This window comes from Flavobacterium cupreum (genome assembly GCF_003996965.1).
In the GTDB taxonomy this organism is placed as follows: domain Bacteria; phylum Bacteroidota; class Bacteroidia; order Flavobacteriales; family Flavobacteriaceae; genus Flavobacterium; species Flavobacterium cupreum.
Genome location: NZ_QWDM01000008.1, coordinates 97,497 through 116,379 on the forward strand (window position 1 = coordinate 97,497; position 18,883 = coordinate 116,379).

Annotated in this window: 10 protein-coding genes; 7 read left to right on the top strand and 3 right to left on the bottom strand. The window is 38.3% G+C overall.

Annotated features, from left to right (window positions below):
• Nucleotides 1-32 precede the first annotated feature (32 nt).
• The 6 genes from D0817_RS13795 to D0817_RS13820 all read left to right on the top strand — a co-directional run bounded on the left by D0817_RS13795 (nucleotide 33) and on the right by D0817_RS13820 (nucleotide 5,333).
• Complete coding sequence (locus D0817_RS13795) at nucleotides 33-896, top strand: TraB/GumN family protein (protein WP_127338964.1); 864 nt, start codon at nucleotides 33-35, stop codon at nucleotides 894-896.
• Nucleotides 897-899: 3 nt separating this feature from the next.
• A complete protein-coding gene (locus tag D0817_RS13800) occupies nucleotides 900-1,400 on the top strand; it encodes an RNA polymerase sigma factor (RefSeq protein ID WP_202866480.1) in 501 nt (166 codons plus the stop codon).
• Nucleotides 1,390-2,004, top strand: coding sequence for a hypothetical protein (locus D0817_RS13805; protein ID WP_127338966.1), 615 nt, complete (start codon nucleotides 1,390-1,392; stop codon nucleotides 2,002-2,004). Before D0817_RS13800 ends, D0817_RS13805 begins: the two co-directional genes overlap by 11 nt.
• Before the next feature lie 162 nt (nucleotides 2,005-2,166).
• Entirely contained in the window at nucleotides 2,167-2,799 is a 633-nt protein-coding gene (gene bioD / locus D0817_RS13810) for a dethiobiotin synthase (protein ID WP_127338967.1), read from the top strand.
• 27 nt (nucleotides 2,800-2,826) lie between these two features.
• The gene (gene bioA, locus D0817_RS13815; protein WP_127338968.1) at nucleotides 2,827-4,098 is read left to right on the top strand and encodes an adenosylmethionine--8-amino-7-oxononanoate transaminase; all 1,272 of its coding nucleotides are present in this window, start codon (nucleotides 2,827-2,829) and stop codon (nucleotides 4,096-4,098) included.
• A gap of 65 nt (nucleotides 4,099-4,163) precedes the next feature.
• Nucleotides 4,164-5,333 carry a beta-ketoacyl synthase N-terminal-like domain-containing protein gene (locus tag D0817_RS13820; RefSeq protein ID WP_127338969.1) on the top strand — a complete coding sequence of 390 codons (1,170 nt, stop codon included), beginning with the start codon at nucleotides 4,164-4,166 and terminating at the stop codon, nucleotides 5,331-5,333.
• Between the two features lie 96 nt (nucleotides 5,334-5,429).
• Here D0817_RS13820 and D0817_RS13825 read toward each other — a convergent pair whose 3' ends face one another.
• The 3 genes from D0817_RS13825 to D0817_RS13835 all read right to left on the bottom strand — a co-directional run bounded on the left by D0817_RS13825 (nucleotide 5,430) and on the right by D0817_RS13835 (nucleotide 13,766).
• A complete protein-coding gene (locus D0817_RS13825; RefSeq protein WP_127338970.1) occupies nucleotides 5,430-8,540 on the bottom strand; it encodes a DUF8693 domain-containing protein in 3,111 nt (1,036 codons plus the stop codon).
• A gap of 105 nt (nucleotides 8,541-8,645) precedes the next feature.
• Entirely contained in the window at nucleotides 8,646-12,887 is a 4,242-nt protein-coding gene (locus D0817_RS13830) for a DUF8693 domain-containing protein (protein WP_127338971.1), read from the bottom strand.
• 408 nt (nucleotides 12,888-13,295) lie between these two features.
• Nucleotides 13,296-13,766, bottom strand: a complete 471-nt coding sequence (locus tag D0817_RS13835) for a regulatory protein RecX (protein WP_127338972.1) — start codon at nucleotides 13,764-13,766, stop codon at nucleotides 13,296-13,298.
• A 322-nt stretch (nucleotides 13,767-14,088) separates the two neighbouring features.
• Between D0817_RS13835 and D0817_RS13840 the strand changes: the two genes are divergently transcribed.
• On the top strand, nucleotides 14,089-18,816 hold the full coding sequence (locus D0817_RS13840) for a DUF8693 domain-containing protein (protein WP_127338973.1): 4,728 nt from the start codon (nucleotides 14,089-14,091) through the stop codon (nucleotides 18,814-18,816).
• The last annotated feature ends 67 nt before the right edge of the window (nucleotides 18,817-18,883 follow it).

An 18,883-nucleotide genomic window follows, 5' to 3' on the forward strand; every position in this document is an offset into this window, starting at 1 on the left:
TTCAATCAATCAACTTTAAATCAATCAACAAAATGAAAAATTTATTCAAGTCAGCAGTAGCAGTAGTATTATTTGTTTTTAATGGTGCAATCAGTGCCCAAACGGTTTCTCCAAAAGTAGAAAACTCCCTTTTGTGGGAAGTGTCAGGGAAGGGCTTATCGAAACCTTCTTATTTGTATGGAACCATTCATATGATTTGCGGGAAGGATTATTTTCTGTCTGAAAAAACAAAGAGAGCATTTGACGCCTCAAGTGAATTGGTTTTAGAAATTAATTTTTCTGATCCTAAAGAAATAAACGACATGCAGCAAATGGCAATGGGTAAAGAACCTTTAAGTAAAAGATTAAATCCGGAACAATTGTCTAAATTAGATGCAATTTTGAAAAAGACTTCCGGAATGACCGTACAGCAAGTAGATGCTTTTAGTTTAATGACTGTGATGAGTTTAATTTCGATGAAATCTTTTGGCTGTAATGATCTCAAACTTTACGAAATGGAGTTTATCGAAAGCGCTAAGAAAAAAAACCTGAAAGTTAGCGGGCTGGAAACGATTAAATCACAATTCGAAAGTTTTGCAAACGCGTATGCTGATGATGAAATGATAGCAATGTTGGAAGAGTCAGATTTCGAGCTGGCAAAATTGCTGGTTACCAATTATAAAAAGGAAAATTTGGGAGGGTTGTATAAGGACATAACTTCTGAAAATTTAATGAATGCTAAAGCCAAAAAATATATGCTTGACGAAAGAAATCATAATTGGATAGCACTTTTGCCTGAAATGATGAAAAAAGAAAACCTGTTTGTGGCAGTTGGAGCAGCTCATCTGGCCGGTGAAGAGGGAATAATTCATTTGTTAAGAAAAGAAGGATATACTTTAAAACCAGTAATGAACTAAACTATTTTGAAAGAGAAAGAATTTTTAAACCGGATAGAAAGTCATAAAGGAATCTTGTACAAAGTTTCTAAGATGTACATGAATAACCATGATGATCAGCAGGACCTGTTTCAGGAAATCGTCTGTCAGCTTTGGAAGTCGTATGAATCTTTTAGAAACGAGAGCCAGTTTTCTACCTGGATGTATCGTGTGGCAGTAAATACTGCAATCGTATTCTTAAAAAAGGAAAAGCGGAAAGTAGACAAGTACGAAATTGCTTCAGAGAATATCAGGGAGGATGAAGGGGATTCCCATATAAAGGAAAGTCAGATTGATCATTTTTATAAAGCAGTTCAGAAATTAGGAAAGATCGATAAGGCTATCATTTTCTATCAGTTAGAAGGATTCTCTCATAAAGAGATAGGGGATAATTTAGGGATTAGCGAAGGAAATGCCAGAGTGAAATTAAACAGAGCAAAAGAAAAATTAAAAGAAATAATTAAAAATCAGGGATATGGATTTTAACGACATACAAAACGCATGGAATAACGAAAAAGGACAAAATGTCGTTCTTCCGGATAATTTAGAAAAAATACAATCGGCAAACACGCCATTGGACAAAATTAAAAAGAATCTGAAGAATGAATTTATTTACCAGATTATATCAATTCTTTTTATGGGATTTATTCCTCTGATATACAGTTTTCCGGCAAAAATGACTGTTTTATATTACCTGCTGTTTAGTCTTTTTGTGGCAGTGTGTATTTATTATTTAGTAAAGCTTTACTTGTTTTATAAAAGACTGAATACGGTGACCCTCAAAACAAAAGACAACTTGTATGAGACTTATTTTGATATCAGGCTTAATATGGAGTTGTATAAAACCTTCGGATTTGCCTTAACGCCTTTTCTGATTCTTTTCCTAATTGGCTTTGGGTATTTTGAATTTTCTAAAATTCCGGGTTTCTTTGCGAAAGAGTTTACTAATTTTCAAATAGCCGGTATTTCTTCCATTGTAGTTTTTGCCATGCTTTTTATGGGAATTTCACTGGAATTGTGGGTTCACAGGTTTTATGGCAAATTTGCCAGGGAAATCAAGGATGTTATTGACGAATTAAAAGAAGAATAAGAAATACAACCCATCGTAATTGATGGGTTTGTTGTTTTTATTGGTATTTTTGCGGAGAATATTACACCGAGATTCACAGAATAGGCGCAGAGATTCACAAAACAATTTATTCTTTGTGTTGCTTTGTGTTTTTCTTTGCGAATCTCCGGGAAACTACAATCTATGAAAATATTTATAACAGGAATTTCAACCGATGTTGGTAAGACAATATCTTCTGCAATTATTGTTGAAGCTCTGGAAGCTGATTACTGGAAACCGATTCAGGCGGGAGATTTAGACAATTCGGACAGTCACAAAGTAAAATCTCAAGTTTCAAATTCAAAATCTCAATTTTATTCCAATGCTTATCAATTAAATACGCCTGCAAGTCCGCATCTGGCGGCCGAGATTGACGGGATTACAATCGATTTAAAAGAAATAAAAGAACCAAAAACGGAAAATCATTTGGTTATCGAAGGTGCCGGAGGAATATTTGTCCCATTGAATGAAAAAGATACCATTATCGATTTAATTCAGCCAGATTATAAAGTGATTGTGGTTTCAAGACATTATTTAGGAAGTATCAATCATACTTTGCTAACGGTTGAAGCAATCAAAAACAGGGGCTTTGAAATTGCCGGAATTATCTTTAGCGGAAACGAAAATAAATCTACAGAGGATTTAATTCTACATAAAACCGGAATAAAATGCATTGGCAGAATTGATGAAGAACCCTATTTTGATCAAAATGTAATTCGGGAGTACGCCGATTTATTTCGACATAATTTGTTGTCGTTAGAGAAATCTGCCATCTAAAATCAGAAATCTACAATATTATATCAGATGACTTTAACAGAAAAAGACAGCCAGTATTTATGGCATCCTTATACACAGCATAAAACGTCACAAACGCCAATTGCCATAACAAGAGGGAAAGGTGCTTTGCTTTGGGACGAGAATAATAAAGAATATATTGACGCTATCGCCTCGTGGTGGGTAAATCCGTTTGGGCATAGTAATACCATTATTGCCGATGCGATTTACAAACAATTAACGACTTTAGAACACGTTTTGTTTGGAGGTTTTACGCACGAACCGGCCATACAAGTAGCCGAAAAGCTGATGGAAATTTTACCCAAAAACCAGCAGAAAATTTTCTTCTCCGATAATGGTTCAACGGCCGTTGAAGTAGCTATAAAAGTAGCACTACAGTATTTTTTCAATAAAAACGAAAAAAGAACCACAATAATTGCTTTCGAAAATGCATTTCACGGAGATACTTTTGCGGCAATGGCAGCCAGCGGAATCTCCTTTTATACGCAGGCTTTTCAGGGAATGTTTATAGACGTAGTCAGAATTCCGGTTCCTGTGAAAGGACAGGAGGAAGTGAGTTTTAAAGCCCTGAAAGCAGTGATCGAAAGTCATAATTGTGCAGGATTTATTTTTGAACCTTTAGTACAGGGAGCAGCCGGGATGGTGATGTATGAGCCCGAAGCACTAGCAACTTTGATTGGGATTTGTAAAGAAAATAAAGTCTTAACGATCGCTGATGAAGTCATGACCGGTTTTGGTAAAACCGGAAAAACTTTCGCGATGGATTATGTTGCTGAACAACCGGATATGATCTGTTTGTCAAAGGCACTTACCGGAGGGACAATTCCAATGGCCATTACAACTTTTACCCAGGATGTTTTTGATGCTTTTTATGATGATGATATCAACAAAGCATTATTTCACGGTCATACCTTTACCGCAAATCCTACAGGTTGTGCCGCTGCCCTGGCAAGTATCGATTTATTGCAGACCGAAGAAATGCAAAATAACATTCAAAGAATACATGAAAGACATTTAAGTTTCCAGCAAAAAATTGAAAAGCATCCAAAAGTGGTTACAGCCAGAACCCTTGGGGTCATTTTTGCTGTTGAAATAAAATCGGATGCTGCGGAAAGTTATTACGGGTCGATGCGTACCAAACTGTATAATTTTTTTATAGATAAAGGAGTTATTTTAAGGCCGGTGGGAAATATTGTTTACATTTTGCCTCCATATATTATGACCGATGAACAGCTTCAGAAAGTGTATACTACCATTGAAGAAGCTATTGAAATGGTTTAATTTAGTTTGAAAATCCTGCGAACTTTGCCTAAACTTTTGCGAACTTTGCGGTAAAATTATTTATTTTGAATTTACAAAAAATAGCAATAACAGCTTTCTCTTCTATTTCTCCTTTGGGAAATAACGCAGAAGAAGTCTGGAAAAATTATCTTAACAATCAACATTGCTTTACAAAGCAGTTTTTAGATCAGCAGGATACGTCCGTAGCCGCTTTAAGTGCTGACTCGGAACAATTGGTAACAGCAGTTCGCGAATCAGATAGTAAGTATAAGTTTTTAGATGATTCTGTTTTGTTTGCTTTAACCGCTTCAAGAAAGGCAGTTGAAAAAGCCGGCTGGAATAAAGAGGATATTTTCGGAATAAATATTGGCTCTTCCCGCGGTGCCACCGATTTATTCGAAAAGCATTACAAGGAATATATCGATACCGGTAAAGCACAAACGTTAGCTTCTCCAACCACAACATTAGGGAACATATCTTCGTGGATTGCACATGATCTTCAAAGTGCAGGTCCTGAAATTTCACATTCGATAACGTGTTCTACAGCGCTTCATGCACTTCTAAACGGAGTTGCCTGGTTGCGGTCCGGAATGGCAGATAAGTTTTTGGTGGGTGGAAGTGAAGCCCCTTTGACAGATTTTACCATTGCTCAGATGAGGGCCTTAAAAATATATTCCCGAATAGATCAGAACGAAGAAGCCTGGCCAAATCTTGCTTTCGATTTTGAGAAAACGCAAAATACCATGATTTTAGGCGAAGGAGCAGCGGTTTGTTGTCTGGAAGCCGGAGAAAAAGACAATGCAATAGCGTATGTGACAGGGGTTGGGTATGCCACCGAAATTTTAGAACATAATATTTCAATTTCCGCAGAGGCAGATTGTTTTCAGAAGTCTATGAAAATGGCATTGCAGCAAACTAGCCCGGAAGAAGTAGATGTAATTGTAATGCACGCCCCGGGAACCATAAAAGGAGATTTGACGGAATTGCGTGCGGTTGAAAAAGTTTTTGGGACTCAAATTCCTTTACTGACCACCAATAAATGGAAAATCGGACACACTTTTGGAGCTTCCGGAATATTAAGCCTGGAATTGGCCCTTTTAATGTTAGAGCATGATACTTTTATTAATGTCCCTTTTGGCGTAGTGCAGGAGCAAACAAAACCATTACGAAAAATATTGATTAATGCGGTAGGTTTTGGCGGTAATGCAGTCAGTGTCTTAATTGAAAAGGCGTAGCTTCGTCCTGTAAGCTGAATCATAAGAACATAAAAAAAATCCATTTGCACAGGCAAATGGATTTTTTTATTATGGATAAACGATGTGTTTTAGTTCTTATTGAAATATAACTTTCTTCGTAAGGGCATGCTCATTGTCCAGAATAACTTTTACCAGTAAAACCTGATTGGCAGACTGTAAATTTGTTATTTGCAATTCAGTTGCACTTACTTTCTTTTTGCTGAAAAGCAGTTTTCCTGAAATATCGTAAACCGTAACTTCTTTGATGTTTTCTTTTGCAGAAGTCACTTTGATGGCTTTGTTTTTGACACTTACCAGGATGTTGTTTTCCGTGTTTTCAAAATCACCTGTTCCTAATGTTTTATCCGTATAACGCAAGACCAGACGATCGGCAAAAGTTCCTGCCTTTGTTGTAAAGGTGTATTTACCGTTTTTTAGATTATGGATGATCCCGGTTGCTTTGTCTTCGATGTAAACGGGCTGATTTACTAAGTCCCCGTCGGTATGCTGTATCGAAATGGTGAAATCACCCTCAATGGTACTGCGGTAGCCTAAAGGAACGATATCGGTGTCCGTAAAAGGCAGGGCACGTCCCTGGATCACATAATTCAGGTTGTTGTTTACACTGTAAAAATCAAGATAGGGGTTGGCATCGAAAGATTCTCCGTCATATCTGTTATCAATTCCATTGGTTGCTCCGTCTATGTAACCTACGAGCATTTGCTTAAAAGCACCTTTATCATTGGTGATGTTAAGCCAGATACGGGATTTCTCTTCTTTTGCTGGTTTGCCAGGTTTGAAAAACTGGCTGTTGTTGGCTCCTCCCTCTCTCATTTTGTTGGTAAAGACAACTGTTCCCACATCGTTGGTACTGGCAAAAAAGGATTGTCCGGCTGCGATGTGACCCTGAGGGATAAAAGGATTATTGCCCGGGGCATCGTCACCGGTTGGTGCCCCTTCGGTGGCTACTCCGCCTGTTAAATTAAAAACGGCATAGTCGTCTGCGTCATAGTCTTTTATTGAAATGGTTAAAGGCGTATTGTGCGTCCAGAAATAAAACGTTCCGTTTATAAAACTATTGGCTTTTAGGAATTCATTGGCACTCAAAGCTGATGGATAAGGATTACCGATCAGGTAAAATTTGTCCTTTTGCAGGGTCTCACCAGATAAGTTACCATTGTTCGGAACCCCTTTAAAAGCAGCCGTAAAATCAGCCCTTACCGTATTGGAATAGGTTTGCGGACCACGAATAATGTATCCCTTACCTACGGTCATCACATCGTTTGGACTCGTTATTACCCAGTTGTCTCCGTTGAAACCAAAATATTTGTCTGATAACGTTAACGGGGAAACGTCAACTAGTTTCTGAGGTTTTACCGGTGAAGACCAGTATTCAAAATCAGAAAGACGCATTGAGCTCGTACGTTTGTATGTGATCTCTCCGGTATTCACCACATTACTGTCCTGAAGCAAACTGGAGTTGTTCTCAAAAGTCAGCGTGGCTCCACTGTTAACATTCAAAGCATTTGTGACTGTCAGTGTACGACCGGCAGGAACTAAAAGATTAACTCCTGAATTGATAGTACAGGAACATGCCTCTAAATCTGATGCTATGGTGTAAGCTCCTGCAAAAACGACATTTTTTGTAATATCAGGGGTTCCACCAGACCATACGGTGCCATTCCAGGTTGTTGCCGATTGGTTGGTTATGGGTACAGTAACAGTTGCCGGTGACAGACATCCGGTACTGTTAGTTACTCTAAAAGTATAATTACCTACAGGCAGGCCTGTAATTGTTGCTGTTGCTCCGGTTCCTGTAGTTACTACAGCACCCGGTGATCTTGTTAAGCTCCATGTTCCTGCAGAAGGTAAATTAGTTAAAACAACACTCCCTAATGCGCTGCATGTAGTATTTGTTATTTTATCAATAGTTGGAGTGGCCAGTAAAATAGTTTCAATGGGCAGCGGTGTATCTTCAACTGTATTTAAAGACGGATCGGTACCTGTAACTTTTGGGGAATTAACAATCCTGCCTGCAGCTACATCTGCACTTGTGACCACATAGGTTCCTGTTAGTGTTGCTTTTGCCCCAACGGCTAAACTGGCTATAGGATTTCCGGAAATTGTCACTCCGGTATTTGGATCGCTAACTTGAATATTAGTTATGGGCACTTCGCCGTTGTTTGTAATTTCGTAGGTATAATTTACAGTATCCCCTAATTTACCACATGGCAGTATTGAGGATGTAGCAACCAGTTTTAATTCTGCAATTTTTAAAGATTTGGTATTAAAAGCAATAAAGGCACAATCTGAACTACCTGAAAATGTAACCACAAAACGGTCTACCTGTGCAGCGTTTGCAGCTGTGATACCAAAGGAACTTGTTTCGATACCTAACATTCGGATGTCTCTTGTCGCAGCCGGAGTAAAACCATATGTTCCATCCATTTTGAAAAGATCAAGACTATAGGTTCCTACAGCCGGAACGGATGAGGATCCGAAAAACACCGATAGTTCATTCCCTACTGTGTTTCCAGACGCATCAATAAATTTAAATTTATCTGCCTGGATGGCACTGCCGGGTTCGGCAACCTGGGTTACAATCAGATCGGGAGTATCATCATTCAATCCGGTAAGATTAAGATTGTTAGTACCAATTTTGAATTCAGCGGTACCTGCTTTTATATTTGCAATTCCCGTTCCGAGCGATAAACCATTAGGGCCGTCGGTAAGTCGTGAGGCAAGTTCGGCACCGCTTGCGGTGGCTCCGATTAATTTTGGAGTTAAAATGGCTCCACTTGCGGATTCATCGATCATAGAACCTTGTAATATGTACATGGAAGGGTCTGTTCCTATAGTCTGAATTTTCAGTGCTCTGAATTTTTGAGGAATAAAGCTTACCGTGTTTGCTGTAAGCGTATTGTCGCTGACTCCCGTAGAGTACGTTTTTCCATTCTGCGCCCATGTGAATGCCAGCAAATTATTCTCTCTGTCCGGTCGATTTCCAACACCGGTTGTAGCATTTGATGTCCAGTACCCCTTCCAGTCGGTATGAATTCTTGTAACTGTATTTTGACTTAATGCACTAAAAGAAATCAGGAAAAAAAGCAGTCTTATATTTTTTAAAATTAAAGAACGAATTAACAATTGTAGCTTTGAGGACATAAGGTGTGGTTTGTTTTGATTTGTTTTTTTGTTAAAGTTCATAATAGGTATTTCAAGTATTCAGGTTGTGATTTATAAAAAAGTCACTACGCTAAAAAATCCGACAACTTTCGCTGCCGGATTCTGATGTGGGATTAATGATAAAAATCAATTAAAAATTATTTTTTTAGATTCAACATGATCATTGTCTAAAATCACTTTTGCAAGCAAAACCTGATTTCCCGACTGCAAGTTTGATATTTGCAATTCTGTTGCATCTACTTTCTTTTTGTTATAAAGTACCTTTCCGGAAATATCAAAAATGGTAACTTCTTTAATGTTTTCTGTTGTGGAAGTTACTTTTATCACCTTGCTTTTTACGGAGACGATTAAGTTCTTTTCAGTGTTTTCAAAATCTCCTGTTCCTAATGTTTTATTAGTATAACGAAGTACAAAACGATCTGAAAAGATTCCTTTTGCTGTTTTAAAGGTGTATTTGCCAGCTCGTAAATCATGAATTTTCCCTGTTGTTTTATCTTCCAGGTAAATTGCCTGACCGGCCAGATCGCCATCTGTCTGTTCTATTGCAATGGTAAACTCACCTTCAATAGCAGTTCGATATCCTAAAGGAACGATATCACTGTCAGAAAAAGGTAATGCACGACCCTGAATCACATAATTGTTATCACTTTCGATGCTGTAAAAATCGATATAATCATTACCATCAAAAGTCAGTCCGTCAAATCTGTTTTCGAAATTATTGGTTGCTCCTTCCACATATCCAATCAGGGTTTGTTTAAAAGCACCGCCTTCATTGGTCATGTTTAACCATAGACGGCTTTTATCGGTTGTGGCCGTTTTCGATGTATTGGTAGTTTTAAAGAATTGATTGTTATCTCCTACAGGTCGCATTGAATTGTTGAAGGTAACGATTCCGTCAGTATTTGCACTTAGAAAGAAAGACTCTCCCGCTGCGATCTTACCTGAAGGAATATTTTTATTACTGCCCGGCGCTGTAGAAGGGGCGGTAGCTGTACCTCCGGTTAAATTATAGCTCGCATAATCATTCGAATTATACTCATACTTTGCCGTTGTCCCAATGGCAGTATTGTGCGTCCAGAAATAAAGGGTACCATTTAAAAACGCATTTGCTGCTAAAAATTTATTAGCATCTAATGCAGATGGATATGGATTTCCAATCAAATAGAAATTATTGGCCTTAAGCGATTCACCTGTAATAACTCCGTTGTTAGGAATTCCGATAAAATTTACTGTTTGGGCGTAGGTAGGTGTTGTCCATTTGTCTTTACCGTTTGGATAGGTATAACCTGAGCTTGGAACACGGATAATGTATCCTTTTCCGGGAGTCATAACAGTATTACCGCTTTCTATTACCCAATTCGTGCCATTAAAAGACATGTATTTATCAGATAATGTATTCGGAGATAACACATTTAATTTTTCTCCGGCTACGGCTGATGACCAGTAAGTATAATCAAAATTCTTCATTGGATATGAAATTCTTTCCATGTCGAATGAATTTGCAGCTCCGGTATAAGTAGCAGTATTATTGGTTTGTACCAAAGAACCATTGTTTTTTATGACCAGTTTACCATTCGCATTTACAACGATATTTTCGTTTACCGTAAGTGTTTTGTTTCCCGGTATTGTTAGTGTTTTACCCGCTGCTATTGTACAGGAACAAACCTCTAAATCGCTGGATAAAGTTAAATCGTTATTGACTGCAATAGAAGAGCCGGTGGCAGGTGCTGTCGATCCGTCATACGCAAAAGGAGTATCGATAAAGTTAATTGCGACATTAGCATTACCGCCATCTTCTCTTAAACGCACTTCCACTCTAGAAGTTTTATTTAAAGGATATATTCCGGGAATCAATGAGGTCGTATTTGTATATCCGTTTTGTGTAAAAATTTTGGCCCCGTCAATATAAACTTCGGCAACATCATCACAATTTACCAACTGCAACTGGTAACGTCCACAGGCAAATCCCTTACGCTTGTAAGTTACAGCAAACTGATCTACGGGCATTGGAGCACCTTGCCAGCCGGAATAGGATGATGGTGATAATGTCGCATTCCAAAATGCCTGAGTATCGATTTTCACATTATTATCAACATAAGTTCCTGCATAAGTATTGGCTATTAATGAAATATCCGGTGAATTGAAACCATATACATTCCATTTATTATCTCCGAAAGGAAAAGTAGTATCCCCTTTTATTTCTCCGTATGAAAATGACACTCTTGATGCTTCTGCGTTTTCATAATATTCTAAAACGAAATTATGAGTACCTGCTGTTGTAAAAGTATACTGCGTAGAATACGTAACATAGCTGTGGTCACTCCACGAATTTGTAGGGTTAAAGGTAACCGGATTACCATCAATATATAATCTTACACCGTCGTCACCTCCTATTGTGAAATTATAGATACCAGCTGTTGTAGTAGCCTGCATTAAGTAACGAACCATAAACTTGTCACTTGGTACAGTCCCGCAAAATGAATTTGCCTGAACACTTGTATCTCCTGTAATTACAGCAGTACCAACATTTCGGTCAAAATTTGCTTTCTCTCCTATTGAACCCACGTAAGTTGTAGTAGCAGGAGTATTTCCGGTATACGTGTATACATAACCTTTCCAGTTGTTAATCCCTGGAGTTGGTGTAGCCGCACAAACCGCTGCAGTTCCGGTAACTGTTACCGTTGCTGAAGAGTAATTGGAGGCAGCATTTTTAAGTGTATACGTAAAAGACGCTGTTCCTGTAAACCCACTTGCAGGAGTAAAAGTTATGTTGTTCAATCCGTTAACCGTTACAGTTCCGTTTGAAGGCTGTGTTACTGTTATTGTCTGTAAAGCACTAGTGCTTCCAACAACGTCATTATCTAAAATCGGAATTGTAACTGCCTGATTGGTTGGTGTAGAGACATAATCATTATTGGCGGTTAAGGTGTTGGTATCCTTTACACTTCCTTTGATATTTGCCGTCGCTCTAAAATGAAATTCATTATTGGTATTGTAAACATAGGCACGGATGTACAAGGTTTCTCCTGCCAGTAAAGTGTTTAAATCACTTGCAAATGACGGATTAATTGGTGTCCATGCACTCGTAGTAGTTCCTGAGAACAAAACTCTTTCGGTTCCGGTAAAAGTGCTGCTTTTAGAGTAAAGAATTTGCAGTTTTTGCCCTGAACCTCCCTGACTTCTGTAGGTCAGCCCAAAAGTAGATAAATCAATTTTATGATTTGCATCTGCTTTAATTTTAAATTCTACATATTTAGCAGGATCGTAACTTCCGCCATTTTGACCCGGCGCCGGCCATCCGGTTGTTTGATAGAAAGGGTTGGTTGCATCTTCACTATTATTGAAACTAACAGGTGGAGTAGCTGTATTAGGAATATTGCTTCCCGTTATAAATGAAGTATTTACGGTAGGTTTAAATCGGTCAGTACTTGTTTTTGCATCCCATATTACTAAACCATCTACGGTTATATCTGCAACAGTTACCTGAATATCAGCTGTTGATGAAGGATCACTGCCTTTGGTAATAGTATATTTGAATGTTGACGTCCCTGTGAAATTTTTAGCCGGATTGAATGTTATTGTTTTATCCGGATTTACGATTGCTGTTCCTTCTGATGCTGCCGGAGGCGTAGAAATCGCAATAGAAGCTACCGTTGATCCCTGAACATCATTAGCTAAAGGGGCAATATTTATAGCAGTTTCTTTTTTAGTTGACAAATAGTCATTTATCGCTAAAATTTTCGAAGAGTCAAAAGCAGAAACAGTTCCTTTTAAAATGGCAGGCAAATTGCCGGTATTGACTCCAGTTCTGAATTGAAAATTATTGTTGCTATTGTAGGCGTATAAACGAACGTAAACCACCTGTCCGGGTAAAACCGGGTTTATCTCTGCTGAAAAAAGTGGGTTTATAGTGGTCCAGGTAGTAGATGTTACTGTTTCCGGAGCCAAAACTTTTACTCCTGTTGTAAAACCAGGATCTTTTGAGTACTGTATCTGAAATTTTTGACTGGTACCAGACTGAACTTTGTAGGTAATATTAAAAGAACTTAAGTCAATTTTATTTCCCGCCTTAGGAGTAATTTTAAATTCAATATATCTTGCAGGATCATAACTGCCTGTAAATTCCAGTGTATTAGGCCAGTTACCGGTGCTAAAATAAGGATTATTAACATCATCGGTATTGTAATTTAAGTTAACGCCCCCATTAACAGTAAAATCCGGGGATACAGATGTACCAGCATACAAAAGAGTATTATCGTATGCAGGAGTGTTCCTGTTTCCGGAAGATGCTGCATTCCATTTTACGAGATCACTCTGTGCAAAAACAGCAAAAGGTAAAATTAAGAATAAAAGTAAAGTTTTTGTCATGTTAATTGTTTTCTATCAGGTTGTTATGCTAGCATAAAATTTGGCTCGCACAAAGATATATACAACTACGAGTTGATGACAAAATGGGTTTTAAGAAAGGCTGTATAATCGATTAAATGTTAAAAATAATCGACAAACTACATCCTGAAAAATGAAGAATTATGGTATTTCTTATAAAACACGAAATAAAAATATAAGAATAATCGTAAATTATAACAAAAATAAAAGTATTTTTTTATAATTTAGTTGAAAAAACGCGAGTTTAGCTGAATAATTCGCAAGAAAGTAATAATTTATAACTAACCGTTATTTTGTAATAAATAAGGATTTTAATACAAGTTCAAATGTAAATGATAAGATTTTTTCGATTTGAGAAAATCAGGGTAATTTTCAGGAAAAAAGACAAATTTATGCCTGTTCTAATTCCTTCATTTTTTCATATACTAAATTACTTTCATATCCTCTCCGCAACATGTAATCGCAGAATTTTTTTCTCTTTTTAAGGGCATTTTTTTCAGAAATCGAATTCCAGGATCTTTCGGAAAGTTGTTCAAAAGTGTTTGTATATTCTTCCGATGAAATTTCTTTGAGTGCGATTGTAATGATAGTCGAAGAAATTTGTCTCATTTTTAGCTCATTCGTAATTCTTATTTTACCCCAAAATTTAATTCGGTGTTTCCCTCTGGCAAAACTGCAGGCAAAACGGGTCTCATTCAAAAAGTTACTTTCAATTAGTTGAACGACAATAGAATCTATTTCGTCAGTAGTCATTTTCAGACTGTATAATTTGGCAATAACTTCGCTGTGACAGCGTTCCTGGTAGGCACAAAACCGTTCTAATCTGAGTAAAGCCTCTTTAGGAGTACAGGTTGAATTCATGAGTTTTTTCTTTCTTTTTAACTATTATTGCTAAAAATAGTCATTTTGCTGTTAAAATTAGTCTTAATATCTTGTAAATTCTCAAAAAGTCTTTTCGTTAAAATGTTGCACATGAATAGAATTATGATATTTTTGTACGCAAAATTAGTTTGTTTAGCGATGATTGAACAAAATTAACTAAATCACTGATTTTAAAGTTTTTAAAACAATTTAAAAAAACAGGACGTAAGTATATTATGACGTATAATATATAACCGTTGGTATTTTTTTATTCCGTTTTAGCATTCGAAAACAAAATTATAATATAAATACCACAACTTATATGATTAAAAAACTACTTTTATTCGTTCGATTATTGTTTTTGCCCACATTTTCTATTTTTTCTTTAGATAGTTCCAGAGGAAAATTAAGTGTTAGGGCAAAAATGTTTTGTTTTGCTTTGCTGTTTTGTGCTTCGTTTGCGAATGCGGCTACTTATTATTCCGGGATTAACGGAACACCAACTGATGCTAACAACGTTCTTAACTGGTGGGCCAATACTAACGGAACAGGAGCGCATCCTGCAAATTTCACAACCGGAGGTGATATTTTTATTGTTCAGACGGGTCATAGCATGGCAACGACTGCAGCCTGGGCTGTAACCGGAAATTTACAAATTCAAACCGGAGGAACTTTAAGTGTTGCGGCATTTGATATTACAATTTCAGGTACTACTTCAATTACCGGATCATTGGTTCACAGCAGTAATACAGGAACAAAGACCTATGTGGGTTTAGTAACTATAAACTCAGGTGGATTATGGAATAATTCCAGTAATGTCGGAGTGATTTTCAGAGGTGGAATTACCAATAACGGAACATTTACCAGTGGATCGGGAGTACAGACATTCAATACTAACAATCAGTCACTTACCGGTATTCTTTCTATTAACAGAGTTACCGTTACAGGAGTGTCTCTTACTAATACTAATACTTTAAATGTTGCAACTGCATTAGCAGGAACTGGTACTTTAATCAATTCTGGAACTTTAAACATTGGTGCCTCGACAGTAGGAATTACTACACTTACTGCGACAGCAGCAGGAAATACCGTAAATTATACCGGTGCTGCACAAACCATTAAATCAACATCCTACTACAATCTTACTTTTACAGGAAGTGGTACCAAAGTTTTTGGTGGAACAACTGTAGCGACTTCTAATTTCATCAATGTAGCAAAAGGTGTTCAGCTTGATTTATCGGCCAATAATAATCATACAGCCAGGGTACTGATATTGGGGGGCATTGGCCCACTTATCAGCACATGGGGAGCGCAGGGATCAGGAGCGGCAAATACAACCGATACCTATTTTACGAATACAAATTATGGTAGAATAATTGTGAGCGGTTCCGGAACTTTCGATCCGGTAATAGACTCCAATTACGCTTCTTACACCAAAGGCGTAAGTGGTAAATTAAATGCATCCTATGTAGAAAATGCGTCACCAGTACCCGTACTAACGGCACCAAACGGTACTGTTTTTATCAACGCCGATTTTGCAAGTTATGGTACTCCGGCAGGAACAGCTCCAAATTTCACATTAGGAACTTGTAATGCTTTTAACAGTAGAACTGTGGCAACAGACGTTTTTTTAGGAAACACCACCGCCACTATTCCTGCAACAAATGCTACTTTTGGTGATCCTTGTGTAAGCATAGTAAAACGTTTAAGCGTTGTAGCCACTTATACAGAACCTATTTGTATAAACACAAGTCCGGGAATTATAACCGGTTCACCTCCTACCGGAGGAAATGGTACCTATACTTATCTGTGGGAAGTGAGTACTACAAGTGCCGTTTCAGGATATACTGCAGCACCGGGAACAAATAATGCAAAAGATTATACCCCTGGAAATTTAACAACTACTTCATGGTTCAGAAGAACGGTTTATTCAGGACTTTATGCCAGTGAAACAATCGTTATCGTTCAGGTTAATAATGCTCCGGTGGCTCCTACAGCAATTGCAAATACAGCATTTTGTGCAGGAAGCGCAACTACCTTAACGGTTAGCGGAGGAAGTACAGGAGGAAATGGAGGTTACGCACAATGGTATACAGGTTCTTGCGGAGGTACATTTGTAGGGTCAGGTGATTCTATAACAGTAACTCCTACAGCCCCTACAACGTATTACGTTAGATATCAAAACGGTTGTACAACTACAGCTTGTTTCTCTAAATTAATAGAGGCCACTGTATCTATTACAGCTGCTGCTGCAACTACACCGGTTTGTTATAATGCTTCAGCTATTCAGACAACACCTTTAGCTTATAGCGCTACAACAGGTACACCAACCACTTATAGTATTGCATGGAATGCTGCACCAACCAACAGCTTCGTTGCAGTTGCAAATGCCCCATTACCGGCAAGCAATATCTCCGTTAGTGTTCCGGCAGGAACTAATCCGGGGGTTTACACCGGTAGACTTACTGTAAGAAATGCAGCAGGAACTTGTGTAAGTCTTCAAAATACTTTTACAGTAACTGTTAATGCTTTGCCGACAATCACAGGAACAGCAAATGTTTGTATTGGATCAACCACACAATTAACAGGTTCTGCCACTCCAAATGTAACAATACCATGGACTTCAGGAACACCGGCGGTTGCTACAGTTGACAACTCGGGATTAGTAACAGGAGTTGCAGCGGGAACAAGTGTTATCACGTATAGAAACAGCAACGGCTGTACACAAACCGTTACTGTTACCGTAAACGCCTTACCAACAATTACAGGAAATGCTAATGTTTGTATCGGATCAACCACACAATTAACAGGTTCTGCCACTCCAAATGCTACAACACCATGGAGTTCAGGAACACCAGCAGTTGCAACCGTAGACAATACAGGATTAGTAACCGGAGTTGCGCCTGGAACTAGCGTTATCACTTACAGAAACGCTAATGGTTGTACACAAACGGTTACTGTAACCGTAATTCCATTCCCAACAATATTTGGAACTCCATTTGTTTGCGTAGGATCAATAACACAATTAACAGGCTCTGCGACTCCGCATAGTACGACACCGTGGACTTCATCTACACCATCAGTGGCTGTAGTGTCAAACACCGGATTAGTAATTGGAGTTTCGCAGGGAACAAGTTTTATAACTTTTAGAAACAGCAATGGCTGTACACAAACGATTCCTGTTACGGTAAATCCACAACCAGCCGCTCCGATAGTAGGAACAATAACACAGCCTACGTGCGTGGTACCTACCGGAAGTGTAGTTTTAACCGGATTACCTTCTACAGGAACATGGACATTAACAAGATCGCCGGGTGCTGTAGTAACTACAGGAACCGGAACAGAGATTACCATTTCAGGTCTTGCAGCTAATACAACTTATACCTATACAATAGGAAATGGTACATGTACTTCTGTATCTTCAAATAATATTGTTGTAAATCAACTGCCTTTATTGGCCACCTGGAATGCAGGATGGACAAATGGGCCGCCAACAATTAATCAGCCTGTTGTTTTTGCGGGAGATTATACATCAGCAGGAGATTTAAATTCTTGTAGCTGTACCGTAAATTCGGGTGTGAATGTTGTCATTAGTGACGGAAATACCTTAACAGTGACCAATGCGGTGACCGTTACCACTGGCGCTACCTTAACTTTCGAAAACAATTCAAGTTTAATGCAGGACAGTGATGTGGTGAATACCGGAGAGATCACATACAAACGTACGAGCTCAATGCGTCTTTCTGATTTTGAATACTGGTCTTCACCGGTGAAACCTCAGAAATTAGTTGATGTTTCCCCGTTAACGTTATCAGACAAATATTTTGGTTTCAACGGAGACAACTGGGTAATAACGAGTCCAAACGATGTGATGACCGTAGGTAAGGGATACATTATTCGTGGTCCGCAAACCTATTCCAATACGGTAAGGGCTGATTTTACGGCTGCTTTTAAAGGGGTTCCGAACAATGGTAACTTATCTGGCGAAACCCTGCAAAAGGACAAATTTTACCTGATCGGTAATCCTTATCCATCGGCTTTGAGTTCCAATGAATTCCTAAAAGCCAATAGTTTTATAAACGGAACGTTTTATTTCTGGACGCACAATACGCCTTTAACCATTTCAATAAAAGACTATGACGCAGACGACTATGCCGTTTTTAATTTAACAGGCGGAGTAGCCACCGAAGGGGCACCAACCGGTGACGATGCCCCGGGCAATAATCCTTTTATCCCTCAGGGTCACATCGCAGCCGGACAATCCTTTTTTGCCAGTACCAACGATGTGGGAACAGTTGTCTTTACCAACAAAATGAGAGAGGGAGGAGCCAACAACAGCCAGTTTTTCAAACCCGGTAAACCAGCAAAAGAAGAGAAATCCCGTATCTGGCTTAACATCACCAATGATAAAGGTGCTTTTAAACAAATGCTCGTAGGTTACATAGACGGAGCAACCAATGGAATTGATAACAGGTATGACGGAGAATCTTTTGATGCCAATCCATATCTTGATTTTTACAGTGTAAACAACAACCTGAATTATGTGATCCAGGGACGTGCCCTGCCTTTTACGGACACCGATATCGTTCCTTTAGGCTACCGCAGTACCATTGAGGGTGATTTCACCATTTCGATTCAGCATACCGACGGGGACTTAGTAAATCAGCCCGTTTACATCGAAGACAAAGCAACCGGTATGATCCATAATCTAAAAAACGGTAAATACACCTTTACAACAAAGGCAGGAACTTTTACCGATCGTCTGGTATTGCGTTATACGGATAAAACATTGGGAACAGGTGATTTTGAAAACACGGAAAACAACATCCTGATAAGTGTCAAAAACAAAGCCATCAAAGTGACATCTGCAAAAGAAAACATCAAAGAAGTTACGGTTTACGATATTTCAGGAAAACTGCTTTTCAGCAAAAAGAAAGTAAGTGCAACTGAATTGCAAATAACAAATTTACAGTCTGCCAATCAGGTTTTACTGGTAAAAGTTATTCTGGACAATGAGCATGCCGTTACGAAGAAAGTTATATTTCAATAAGATATAAACATTTCGTTTATCTATAAAAAAAAATCCATTTGCTTAAGCAAATGGATTTTTTTTTTGG

Bases quoted from the DNA above. Each gene is read 5' to 3' on its own strand.
- bioD (WP_127338967.1), top strand. From the start codon at position 2,167: ATGAAAATATTTATAACAGGAATTTCAACCGATGTTGGTAAGACAATA.
- D0817_RS13835 (WP_127338972.1), bottom strand. From the start codon at position 13,766: ATGAATTCAACCTGTACTCCTAAAGAGGCTTTACTCAGATTAGAACGG.
- D0817_RS13825 (WP_127338970.1), bottom strand. From the start codon at position 8,540: ATGAACTTTAACAAAAAAACAAATCAAAACAAACCACACCTTATGTCC.
- D0817_RS13805 (WP_127338966.1), top strand. From the start codon at position 1,390: ATGGATTTTAACGACATACAAAACGCATGGAATAACGAAAAAGGACAA.
- D0817_RS13840 (WP_127338973.1), top strand. From the start codon at position 14,089: ATGATTAAAAAACTACTTTTATTCGTTCGATTATTGTTTTTGCCCACA.
- D0817_RS13795 (WP_127338964.1), top strand. From the start codon at position 33: ATGAAAAATTTATTCAAGTCAGCAGTAGCAGTAGTATTATTTGTTTTT.
- D0817_RS13830 (WP_127338971.1), bottom strand. From the start codon at position 12,887: ATGACAAAAACTTTACTTTTATTCTTAATTTTACCTTTTGCTGTTTTT.
- bioA (WP_127338968.1), top strand. From the start codon at position 2,827: ATGACTTTAACAGAAAAAGACAGCCAGTATTTATGGCATCCTTATACA.